Source organism: Niallia sp. HCP3S3_B10 (assembly GCF_052064465.1).
In the GTDB taxonomy this organism is placed as follows: domain Bacteria; phylum Bacillota; class Bacilli; order Bacillales; family Cytobacillaceae; genus Niallia; species Niallia hominis.
Window position 1 is genome coordinate 1 of sequence record NZ_JBQHVO010000096.1, and the last position, 10380, is coordinate 10380.

Below are 10380 nucleotides of genomic sequence, written 5' to 3' on the forward strand. Positions count from 1 at the left end.
AAAGAAAATGTTTAGAAAGCGGATACAAAATTAAAAGTTTTATTTTATAAAAAGGGAGCTAAAAAAACTCCCACAAAAACTTGACTCAATCAATCAATATAGGCATATTTTTATGGAAAAAAACCCTTCAAGTTTTAAAGCTTGAAGGGTTTTTTCGATTGCTTAAGATGTTATATATGGAGCAAAATGCACTTGTGGAAAGAAAGTCTTTAGAACCATTTCCTTAGAGAAATCTTTATTTTATAAATAACGTTATAATTTTTGGGAATATTATCTGTTATATGCCAATTTAAAGGATGATTATCATGTCCCTCGCTATTCTAGCATTGTTAGCTTGTTTCGTGTTGATTGTATTTGCGATTGTTCCTAAAGGGTTAACACTTACTGAAATGGTTTTTTTGTACTTTATAATCGGAATATCAACGATTACTTTGTTTACTATACTTGATGTTAATTTGCAATGGGTGCCACTTACTCGAAGTGTGGAAGGTTCTTTTGCCATGTATATATGTCGTTTTATTGTAATACCCTTTCAAATTCTTTTGTCTGTATGTGTACTTCAATCTAATTGGAAAGCAAAATGGCGATGGGGAGCTGCGGCAACCATTCTTTTATGCTTATCATTAGAAGACCGAATATATTTGAGAACTGATATCCTTACATTCCTTAAATGGAACGAATATTACTCTGTTCTTATGTATGGGGTGTTTATGCTATCAGTATGGTGGATAGCACGCTGGTTTATTGGTCTAGATAAAGGAGAAATGAAAAAAAATGAATGAAATACGCTACGATAATAGTTTTAATACGAATGAGTGGAGTATTATCATTTCACTCCTTGTTGGATTTTTGGTGGTGTTCATACTTCCAAAACGATTTCCCAAAAAGACAACCAGTGTGTATCTCATGTGTGGCGTTTTTTTTGGTTTCTTGTTTGATCATACTTTAAGTGTATTGCCAGTTCGTTATTATATAATCAATGATAGTTCTTCCTTTGAACTTATGGATTTTTTATCCCATGTGATGTATGCGCCAATCAGTTATCTTTTCTTTTATTTATACGATCTCTTTAACATCAAACCTAATTTTATTATATTGTATATTTTAGGTTGGGCACTTGTAAGTGTTGGAGTTGAGCGGCTTTGCGGTATCATTGGTATTTTCCACTACCAACATGGATATACCATCTATTATTCTTTTGTTATTTATTTATTAGTGATAAGCATTTGGGTGATCTTTTATAGAATGATTCAAGAATATGGAGAGGAACAATATTAGCTATCCTTGATAAGTATAAATAATAGCCTTGATTAGAAAAAGAAAGAATGCGAATGAGAAGAAGATATTACTTCTTGTTTTTGCCTGAATTTTAACCTAAATAGACCTTTACAAACCTCTATTAACAGGAGTAAGATACAAAAAAATAATAAATTTCAAGTAATGTCGCTGAATTCTCCATTGTAGGAGGAGCGGAGGACCCAATTCTTTTGTGAGTAATCACTAGGGGTGAGTCCTTTTTATGAAAGGTAGGGTTATTTCTTAGACCCGAATCCGACTGCTAACTTCGCAAGCGTTGTAAGAAGAGTGAATCGAACTTGTGCTCATTGCGTAATTCATGGACCACAGTAGGATACCTCTGTGGTTTTTTGGCGTGTGAATTTTAGAATGAAAAATGATGGAATCTAAAATTTCGCGCAAGCTATGAAAGAATCATTTTGTAGGACGTTATGTTGGATGGAAGAAGGGGAAAGAATGAGGATTCCTAAGAAAAAGGATATAATTGCATTAAGCCCACCTCAGATTCTTATTTTCGTATTTTTAGCTTTTACAATACTAGGTACAGTCCTTTTAAAAGTACCTTTGGCTACAAATGGAAACATTTCATGGATAGATGCGTTATTCACGTCTACTTCTGCCATGACAGTTACTGGTTTAGCCGTAATTGATACCGGAGCTTCGTTTACCTTATTCGGAGAAATTGTGATATTATGTTTAATCCAGCTTGGTGGATTAGGAATTATGACGTTTGCTGTATTAATTTTTATGACCTTAGGGAGAAAGATTGGATTTAAGGAACGTCTTCTTATCCAGCAAGCCTTAGGGCAAACGTCTATTGGCGGAATTATTAAATTAGCGAAGCAGTTATTTTTATTTTCCATTATTCTTGAGACTGTTGCGGCAGTTCTACTAGCTATCAGGTGGGTTCCAGAAATGGGATGGGGAAAAGGGAGTTATGCAGCAATTTTTCACTCTATTTCTTCCTTTAATAATGCTGGATTTTCTATCTGGCCAGACAATTTAACTAGATATGTAGCAGACCCCGTCGTTAATATCATTATTTCTTTTCTCTTTATTATTGGGGGAATAGGTTTCACTGTTGTGTTTGATTTGTGGAAGAAATCGGAGTTTAAAAAACTTACCCTGCATACAAAGATGATGGTAGTTGGAACATTTGTCATTAATATTATTGCCGTGTTTCTTGTATTCAGCTTTGAATATGATAATCCTCAAACATTAGGAGATTTATCCTTGTCTGGGAAAATCCAAGCTGCTTATTTTCAAGGTGTAGTGCCAAGAACGGCTGGTTTTAATACAATTGATATTGGAGCCTTAAATGAATCAACCTTGTTTTTAATGATTCTACTTATGTTTATAGGGGCAGGAAGTGGTTCTACTGGTGGAGGTATTAAACTAACAACCTTTCTTGCTATCGTATTATCCGTTCTCTCTTTCTTACGAAATAAAGACGAAATCGTTGTTTATAACCGATCTATTGATGATAGAACCGTTGTAAAATCATTGGCAATCACAATAATAAGTCTTTCTGTGATATGTGTAGCTATTTTTATTTTGGATGTAACCGAGAATAATGCAAGATTCTTTGAAATTGTGTTTGAAGTAGTCTCTGCTTTTGGCACCTCAGGCTTATCGATGGGATTAACAGGTGAATTAACGTCGATAGGGAAAATGGTGATTGTTTTTGTTATGTTCGTTGGAAAAATAGGACCGTTAACGTTAGCCTTTTCTTTAGCAAAACCAAATAAATCAAAAATTCGATATCCGAAAGAAGATATTTTAACTGGGTGAGGAGAGTTCATATCTATGGGAAGAGAACTCTCCCACTCCTTAATGCTTTTCTTTTTCAAATATAAGAATAGCTTCTTCTAAAAAATCGATAATTTCCTTTCTGATAGGATAGAGATTTAGACTGGATGAGATTTTTTCTGATTTACGAACCTCCCAGAATTTTTCTTCCAATTCTTTTTCCCCATTAAATGTTTCTGAAGATAATAACAGTATTTCTTCAGCTATCAGTTGTGCATCCCTTGAATGGGGTGCTTTTTGTTCCTCTAAACAATATTCTATTCGTTTAATGAGGTGAATCCATTTCGTTATATCTTTAGGATCATTTTCTAATTTAGGTAGCTTTTCATTAAGTAACCTCTGTTCTTCTTTATTAAATATAAACTTGATTATTTTTTCTTTCTTATTTAATTCTGTTTTTTCTTTTGTAAATAAAGGAATGAGCTCTTTCCATTCGAGTTCTTCTTCTAATTTAAGAATATTAAGTAATGTGTTCGTATAATTAAGGGATTGTTGAAGCTGTTTGAGATGATTCTCTAGTTGTTCTTTATGAATGGTGATTGTTTCGAAAATCGTGATATGGTTGATTATCTGCTTTATATCATGTAAAGAAATAGAGGCTGCCTTTAGTAAAATAATTTTTTCAAGTAAAAAAACATCATTATCGTTATATAATCTTTTTCCGTTATCTTCCTTCTTAGAAGGTACAACTAATCCAATTTCGTCATAGTATCGTAGAGTCCGTATTGAAATAGATAGTTTTTTGGAAACTTCTCCTGTTGTATAAAAATTCATAAAAATGCCCCCTAATAAGTGCTTGCAGGTTACGTAACGTGACCATTTAAGCTAAATGTAACATATCAACTGTATAGGAGGAATAATTAAATGAAGCAGGAAAAATTGATTTGGGGATATAAGGAACTGTTTGCGATACTTTTGCTCATTCTTGTGGCTGTTCCAATTATTATTGAAAATATAGGACAGCGTATATTTCAAGATATCTTCCAAAATAACTTGTATGCAGGAACATTGACCGGATTAATAATGGCGGTGGTGTTTATGTGTGGACTTTATCTAATTGTATTAAAACCAAAACAATTGAAGTGGGTAGCTATCGGGCTAAAGCCATTTCCGAGGAGTGATTGGAAAGTAATAGTAGGTGGATTTCTTCTCTTATTTGTAATGAGCATTATCATTTTATTTATAATGGATGTTATGAAAATAGGGATAGATAATAGTAAAACGGAAGCATTGAAGGATGAAAGTACTTGGTTTACTTTTAGTATAGCTTTTATCTCTGCAGCAATAATATCGCCTATATATGAAGAGATTTTATATCGTGGTTTCTTATACAAGTGGTTTCGGCTGAGGTGGGGAAAAGTCTTGGGCATATTATTAAGTTCCTTGATTTTTATGATTGTTCATATTCCAACCTATAACACGTTACCAGTAAACTTTGTTTCTGGAGTTATATTGGCTTGGACTTATGAAAAGAGTGGGTCTATTATGCCGGGGATTATTATTCATGGTTTGTTTAATGGCATTGCTGTGATTTTGACTACGATGTCTTTCTGATATTAAATGATCTATTCACTAATTAGGATAGAATTTTTTTGTATTTTATTGTATCAAATTGTGATATTACATTTTAATAGTAGAATAATAGCATATTTTGTCAGAAAATATGCTATTATTGTTATATTCGAAAAACAAAGAGAGTGCATTTGAAACAACATGGGGGAATAAGATGAAGACCTGGATGCGAATAAATCTATATTGGATGATACCAGGTGTGCTGATTTTATTAGGACTGTTTTTATTGTTTGTCCAAAACTTTTCCAAAGTGACAGCACAGCCGGAATCAGATTGGAGCAGAGGATTATTAGTTGGCCAATCTGAGGTAAATAAATTACCAGCAATAAAAGAAACAGAGGATGGCCATTACTTGTTCTCCTTTTTTCAGAAAAATAAATTAAATACGGCAGCAATGAATAAGGAGTTTCGTATAGAAAAAGAGAAGGAATATGATATTCCGGTAGATAAATGGACACAAATTTATCAAGGAAATGATCAGCTTATTTATTTTGACTATAAAAATATTTATGACCAAAATAAGACGGAATTAGTTGCTGATGTAGAGAAATTCTACCCGCTGGATTCGTCTATTCTATATGTAAAAGAAAATACGCTATTTCTATTAAATCCTGAAACAAAAAAATCTTCGAAACTGATGGAGATTAATCTAGATAAGGAAAAGATTTCTATTGAAGAGAATGATGAGGGCATACATATTCTCTTGTTTACCAAGGGAAAAAGTAATGTCGAGCTAACTTTATACCGTCTGCAGGATGGAAAAATAAATCATTTATATGAAACAAAGGTAAAGGTTGATCCTGGAAAGATAGTAAATGGGATTTCCTTCACTTTAGAGGAACAGAAACTAGCATTATTACTTCAAGAAGAGCTGGAGTTAACACAAGGTAAACCTGAGTATTTTAACTATTTTGTAGAAATTGATATTGCAAGCACCCAACCGCCTGTACAGTATGAGTTAGCATTTCAGGATCCTGCAATAGAGAACGGGAAATTAACGGAAATTTCGGATGTCGCCTTTACTTATAGGGATGGAAAACCGAGTCTTTTATTTAAAGCGAATGGTTTTACGGAAACGAAATATAATGAGAAGAGTGGATTCAATATTTATGAATCTGAAATAGGAGAAGAGGGAGATACCAAAACGGAACGGCGCAGTAATACAGCGGCGATTTCCACTATTCCTCAATGGTTAGATGAGAATACAATTGTTTGGATGGATCTTGATGGAGATGGCAATAAAGTTTATGTTTCTTCCAATGACCTGTCGGGGATAAACAAGCAAATTAAACATACATCGGAAGATTGGCTGCAGGCGCTTGGAAAAACATTTGGAATGCTTTCTACTTCCTTTTTTGCTTTTGCTCTTTCTTTCATTTGGTTAATATGGCCAATCCTATTTGTAATAGTTATGTATTTGTTTTTCAGTAGAAAAGTAGATTATGATCGACCATGGATTTTTTATACGGGAATCGGTATTTATTTAGTCGCCGCCGTACTATTTAAGGATCGTTTCTTTGTACCTAATATATTATCAAGTGCACCGGGATATTTAACCTTTTCAGGCAGTCCTTATGTCTATCTATTATTATTTGCCGTTATCGCATATCTTTTATCTATGTTAACGAAACATGTGAATGAATGGATAGGGGCACCAAGAATTATCTATTTTGTTGGTGTACATATTATTTTATTAACGATATTTTTTGGACCATATATTATTTATTAAATGAAGTGGGAAGAAGATGAATGATGGAGAGCACTTTATATAACGAGATTTTATTTGGATTCGGGCACCACCAATTATAAATAGAGGAATAGCCGATTTCATATAATTGGAGGGAATAGAATGCGGACAGAGAAGCAGATGCTAGATTTAGTGCTGAAAGTGGCTAATGGGAATCATAGAGTGAGAGCTGTTTGTATGAATGGATCAAGAACCAATCCCAATGTACCAAAAGATCCTTTTCAAGATTTTGATATTGTGTATATCGTGGATAATATGAAATCTTTTTTGAATGAGCCTGATTGGGTTGATATCTTTGGAGAACGAATCATTATGCAAACACCAGAAGATTCTTCTCTATTCCCATCAACGCTTGGTGGAAGATTCTCTTATCTTATGTTATTTGCAGATGGGAACCGGATTGATTTAACGCTTATTCCGATTGAGCAAAAGGAGAGCTACTTCCAAGAGGATGGGCTTACATTGGTTTTATTAGATAAGGATGGTAATTTTCCACATGTCCCGCCTAGTACAGATAAGGAATATTGGGTAAAAAAGCCGACAGCGGAACAATTCGCTGACTGTGTGAATGAATTCTGGTGGGTATCCACTTATGTGGTTAAGGGATTATGGAGGCAAGAAATCCTCTATGCGATTGATCATATGAATATAGTAAGAGCAATGCTTTTAAAAATGCTAGAATGGAAGGTTGGCATCAAAACAGAGTTCTCGCTTAGTGTGGGCAAAAATAGTAAGTACTTAAAGCAATATCTTGATGAGCATTCATGGGAGAAACTGCTGGAGACCTATCCTAATGGAGAGTATGACCAAGTCTGGAGAGCATTATTTTCAATGACGGCATTATTTGAGAGAGTGGCTTTAGAAGTTGGAAAACAGTTAGATTTTTGTTATCCATTGGAAGAGACGGATAAGGTAAAAAGCCATTTAAGGCATGTTTATAAGTTACAGCCTGATGCAACGGAAATATATTAAAGTTTTTGGCGGTCATTTGCAAAGCAGATGGACCGCCTTTTTAGAAAAGTGTGTATTTTTTTTAAATAAAAAGCTGGATATCCGACTTTAAGGCATCTTCCAAATACACCTTTGCATCAACAATTTCTACTTCTGGATAAAATTCTTCTTGTTTGAATCCTAGAATATCTACAGATAGTTTACAGGCAAGAAACTTTATTTGTTTTTTTCGAGCCCCTTTTAAGAAAGCTATTAGTGGAGGTGCCTCTTTTTCATCAAGCATCTCTTGCATCATCCTTTTACCGATGCCAGCATAGTTCATTCTTGATAAAGGGAGCTTTTCCACGTCTTCTGGGGTAAGAACGCCAAACATTTTTTCATAAATAGACTTACCTTCCATATCGATTTTTTCTGGATCTCTAAGCAATAAAAGGCCCCAAAATGTGAAAAACATCGTAACTTCGATATTTAAATCACGGGCACTATTTGCAAGAATTAAGCCTGCCATCGCTTTATCATATTCGCCACTAAACATTAATAAATTTAATCTTTTTTCCACTGAATTATCCCTTCTTTGTTTTAGAATATTCTTAGCATCCTAACAAAGGGTGCTTGGTATACAGACTTCACTAGATTGTCATAATTAATGGAGGGAAAAGGGAAATAAAAGATACGGGAGGAGAAGAACTAATATGTTCTATCGAAAGTTTACAGTAAATGATTTTCCATTATATTATCAGCTAGTATCTGATAAAAGTGTGATGGCACTTATTACAGAGCGAGCAATACCAGAAGAAGAGGCCAAAATAAATTTTCAGAAATTACTATATCGCAATGAGACATATAATGTGTTTGGTTCTTATGCTTTTTTTCATCCAGAAGCGGAAGCGTTTATTGGACTTGGTCATTTGACTGTAAATGAACGGAAAAAGGAGGAGGCAGAACTTGGCTATATGCTTTTACCTGATGCATGGGGGAAAGGATATGGAAGTAAAATCGCGGGAATCATACTATCATTAGCAGAACAAACAAATGTAAAGGTCGTAAAGGCAATTATTGATCCGACTAACATTGCATCGAAGAAAATCTTAATCAAGCTGGGGTTTACTTCTGAATGGATTGGAGACATGGATGGTTTGCCTGGAGAGGTTTTAAGAAAGGAATGAAGAGAATGACCAAAAAAAGGAACTATTATTAGAAAATCTTTTAGAAGTGGTTGAATATGTTTATATGTTCACGTATTATCTAAATTATATGAATTTTTTAAAGGAGTATTAGATCATGCAATCAAGAATTTCTTTTTCCACCTATGCTCTGATTGGTACGATGCTTTTTGGTATGTTTTTTGGAGCAGGCAATTTAATTTTTCCTATCCAGCTCGGACAGCTTGCTGGTACGAACTTTTGGCTAGCACTAGCGGGGTTTCTGGTTACGGCTATTGGACTGCCATTTCTCGGAATATTAGCAATTGGATTATCAGGAAGTAACGGTGTGCGCGAGCTTTCGGATCGTGTTCACCCAGCATTCGGATTTCTCTTTTCTCTCTTTCTTTACTTAACAATTGGACCATTTTTTGCGATTCCTCGTACAGCTACAGTTCCATTTGCAGTTGGGATTGAGCCATATATAGAGAATGGATATATTCCGCTTTTTTTGGCTATTTTTAGTTTTCTTTTCTTTTTGCTCGTTTACTATTTTTCATTAAATCCAGCAAAGATTATGGATGTGATTGGAAGATATTTAACGCCCGCTTTTTTATTGTTTTTATTTTTATTAATTATTGTAAGTCTTGTTCGTCCAATGGGGAGCTTTCAAGAGCCACAAGGAACCTATATAAATAGTGCTTTTATGACTGGATTTAAAGAGGGTTATAATACAATGGATGCCCTTGCATCACTTGCCTTTGGGATTGTTGTGATTAATGCAATCAAAGGGAAGGGGATTAGCGATGTAAAAAGTATTGCCAAAACAACTTGGAAATCAGGAATTTTTGCCATGTTGTTAATGATGCTTATTTATGGATTTATCACCTATATGGGATCCTCAAGTGTACAAGCTGTGGGATCTTTTGAAAATGGCGGGCTTATCTTTGCCGCTGTCGCAAAACATTATTTTGGTTCTTACGGTGGAATACTGCTTGCAATTATTATTGTACTTGCCTGTTTAAAAACTAGTATCGGATTAATTACATCTTGCAGTGAGTTTTTTCATGAGGCGTTCCCGAAGATTAGCTATAAAGCCTTTGTGCTTATCCTATGTGTTGTTTCTTTCTTATTTGCAAATCTAGGCTTAAACAAAATTATTCAATTTGCTGTGCCTGTGCTTATGTTTTTATATCCTTTAGCGATTGTGCTTATCTTACTTGCACTTTTTTCGCCATTATTTAAAGGAAAGCAGAGTGTGTATTTAACGGCCATTGTCTTAACGTTGTTCGTAAGTATACTGGATGGTTATCAGGCACTTATAGATAGCATTCCAGAAGCTAAGCTCGGCTTTTTTGAGCAAATTGGGAATTTGTATGAAAATATTCTTCCCTTTTATGAAATAGGATTGGGCTGGGTTTTACCCGCATTTATTGGAGCTTTGATTGGGTATTTGGTTCGTAAATAGGACAAGGAAAGATAGTTCTCTTTCTTCCTTTTTAGGGAAGCAAAAGAACTGTCTTTTTATTTACTCTAAATCAGCTTCTAAATTTGAAATTTGTCCTTCGTCGTATAGATAGGGATACCTGATTCAGTAAGTGTTTCAATATCGCGGTAAATTGTTCGAACGGAAACTTCAAACTTCTCGGCTAATTCGTTTGCTGTTATCGATTTTCTTTCTAGTAAGATATAGACAATTTGAAACAATCTACTTATTTTCATATGTAAAAGCTCGCTCCTTATCCTAGATAATGAATCCTTTAAAAAAAGTTGAGGCTGTGACAAAAGCATTTCAACTAATAATAAACACGAACTTTTGTATAGTTAATATACATAAAAGTTCGTGTTTTTCAGTTTGAAAAA

General features: G+C 34.2%; 10 protein-coding genes, 1 pseudogene and 1 riboswitch. Of the genes and pseudogenes, 8 read left to right on the forward strand and 3 right to left on the reverse strand.

Going from position 1 to position 10380, the window contains the following annotated elements:
• The first annotated feature begins 305 nt into the window (after positions 1–305).
• The 3 genes from ACTNDN_RS23750 (at position 306) to ACTNDN_RS23760 (ending at position 3087) form a co-directional block, all read left to right on the forward strand.
• The gene (locus ACTNDN_RS23750) at positions 306–782 is read left to right on the forward strand and encodes a hypothetical protein (protein ID WP_251627919.1); all 477 of its coding nucleotides are present in this window, start codon (positions 306–308) and stop codon (positions 780–782) included.
• Complete coding sequence (locus ACTNDN_RS23755) at positions 775–1278, forward strand: hypothetical protein (protein WP_109769218.1); 504 nt, start codon at positions 775–777, stop codon at positions 1276–1278. Before ACTNDN_RS23750 ends, ACTNDN_RS23755 begins: the two co-directional genes overlap by 8 nt.
• 156 nt (positions 1279–1434) lie before the next feature.
• Positions 1435–1588, forward strand: a riboswitch (cyclic di-AMP (ydaO/yuaA leader).
• 164 nt (positions 1589–1752) lie between these two features.
• Positions 1753–3087, forward strand: coding sequence for a TrkH family potassium uptake protein (locus ACTNDN_RS23760; protein WP_251627917.1), 1335 nt, complete (start codon positions 1753–1755; stop codon positions 3085–3087).
• 39 nt (positions 3088–3126) lie between these two features.
• On the opposite strand, the gene ACTNDN_RS23765 is transcribed toward ACTNDN_RS23760, so the two are convergent.
• Positions 3127–3879, reverse strand: a complete 753-nt coding sequence (locus ACTNDN_RS23765) for a MerR family transcriptional regulator (protein ID WP_251627915.1) — start codon at positions 3877–3879, stop codon at positions 3127–3129.
• A gap of 90 nt (positions 3880–3969) precedes the next feature.
• Here ACTNDN_RS23765 and ACTNDN_RS23770 point away from each other — a divergent pair, with 90 nt between their 5' ends.
• From ACTNDN_RS23770 to ACTNDN_RS23780, 3 genes are all read left to right on the forward strand, one after another.
• A complete protein-coding gene (locus ACTNDN_RS23770) occupies positions 3970–4659 on the forward strand; it encodes a CPBP family intramembrane glutamic endopeptidase (protein ID WP_109769220.1) in 690 nt (229 codons plus the stop codon).
• Positions 4660–4831: 172 nt separating this feature from the next.
• Positions 4832–6406, forward strand: coding sequence for a hypothetical protein (locus ACTNDN_RS23775; RefSeq protein WP_251627913.1), 1575 nt, complete (start codon positions 4832–4834; stop codon positions 6404–6406).
• 120 nt (positions 6407–6526) lie between these two features.
• On the forward strand, positions 6527–7396 hold the full coding sequence (locus tag ACTNDN_RS23780) for an aminoglycoside 6-adenylyltransferase (protein WP_109769222.1): 870 nt from the start codon (positions 6527–6529) through the stop codon (positions 7394–7396).
• 61 nt (positions 7397–7457) lie between these two features.
• Here the strand turns inward: ACTNDN_RS23780 and ACTNDN_RS23785 are convergent, their stop codons facing one another.
• On the reverse strand, positions 7458–7934 hold the full coding sequence (locus tag ACTNDN_RS23785) for a DsrE/DsrF/DrsH-like family protein (RefSeq protein ID WP_109769223.1): 477 nt from the start codon (positions 7932–7934) through the stop codon (positions 7458–7460).
• A gap of 133 nt (positions 7935–8067) precedes the next feature.
• On the opposite strand from ACTNDN_RS23785, the gene ACTNDN_RS23790 reads away from it, so the two are divergent.
• Positions 8068–8541, forward strand: coding sequence for a GNAT family N-acetyltransferase (locus tag ACTNDN_RS23790; RefSeq protein WP_109769224.1), 474 nt, complete (start codon positions 8068–8070; stop codon positions 8539–8541).
• Between the two features lie 115 nt (positions 8542–8656).
• Positions 8657–9985: a branched-chain amino acid transport system II carrier protein gene (gene brnQ / locus ACTNDN_RS23795; RefSeq protein WP_441132472.1), complete on the forward strand. Its 1329-nt coding sequence runs from the start codon at positions 8657–8659 to the stop codon at positions 9983–9985.
• 89 nt (positions 9986–10074) lie between these two features.
• On the opposite strand, the pseudogene ACTNDN_RS23800 reads toward brnQ, so the two are convergent.
• Positions 10075–10308: pseudogene (locus tag ACTNDN_RS23800) on the reverse strand (helix-turn-helix transcriptional regulator); the annotation flags it as partial.
• Between the last annotated feature and the right edge of the window lie 72 nt (positions 10309–10380).